Consider the following 1,184-nt stretch of genomic DNA (forward strand, 5'->3'; position numbering starts at 1 on the left):
TTACGCCTTGCGGCACTAGATCCTAAGTCTAGCGCGTCTGCCGTTCCGCCACGTCACTCTCACCCATGCTAGCTCGCCCTCTGGGCCAGGGCGACCTGTAGGGCAGCAGTCTCAGCATCATCGTCATCTCGAATCGGAATCCCGCTCCAAGTCGCGAAAAAGAGGTGTGCTCAGGTAGCGTTCCCCAAAACTAGGCTGGATCATTACAATCCGCTTGCCAGCGTTTTCCGGTCGCCGCCCCACCTGGATGGCTCCCGCCAAGGCAGCCCCAGTGGAAATGCCGGAGAGGATCCCTTCTTCCTTGGCCAGGCGACGGCTGTAGACCATGCTCTCTTCATCTTCCACTGGGATCACCTCATCCAGCAGGTCGCGCCGCAGCACATCAGGCACGAATCCCGCTCCGATCCCTTCAATGCGATGAAAGCCGGGCCGTCCACCACTCAAGACGGCACTGGCCTTGGGTTCAACGGCCACCAGTCGAATGGCTGGGTTTTTCCCCTTCAAAAACTCGCCCGCCCCCGTGATGGTGCCGCCGGTACCTACCCCTGCCACCAGGATATCCACTTGACCATCGGTATCTTCCCAAATTTCCGGGCCGGTGGTTCTGGCATGGATCCGGGGGTTGGCGGGATTGGTGAACTGGCCCAACATGTAAGCGTTGGGAGTGCGGCGGACGATCTCTTCAGCCTTCCAGATGGCTTCCCCCATGCCGCCGGCGCTACTGGCCAGGTGCACCTCTGCTCCGTAGGCTTTCAACAGCAGTCGCCGCTCCAGGCTCATGCTCTCAGGCATGACGATGATGAGCCGGTAACCCTTGGCAGCAGCGGCCATGGCCAGGCCAATGCCGGTATTGCCAGAGGTGGGCTCCACCAAGATGGTCTTGCCGGGGGTGATCAAACCGGCCTGTTCGGCAGCCTCGATCATGCTGACGGCAATGCGGTCTTTCACCGAAGCGGCAGGGTTAAAGCTCTCCAATTTCACCACGATCTCGGCCAGGCACCCCTCCGATTGCGGGATCCGATTCAACCGCACCAGCGGGGTGCGACCGATGAGCTGGGTGATGTTGGCGGCGATTTTCATGGCTAACAAAAAGGAAGAAACCATCGCGGCAGTGGGCCCTAGCCCTTAACTCCGGAGCAACCGAGGGCCTTACGCGAGGCTAACCCTTGAATAAGCTCCTTGGC

The 1,184-nt window shown here is 60.3% G+C and carries 1 protein-coding gene; it reads right to left on the bottom strand.

The genetic code is table 11. The features are described from left to right. Nucleotides 1-123: 123 nt before the first annotated feature. Nucleotides 124-1,080: a cysteine synthase A gene (gene cysK / locus NW829_RS12255; protein WP_011433569.1), complete on the bottom strand. Its 957-nt coding sequence runs from the start codon at nt 1,078-1,080 to the stop codon at nt 124-126. Nucleotides 1,081-1,184: the final 104 nt, after the last annotated feature.

The organism is Synechococcus sp. R55.8, from assembly GCF_047461895.1.
Lineage (GTDB): Bacteria > Cyanobacteriota > Cyanobacteriia > Thermostichales > Thermostichaceae > Thermostichus.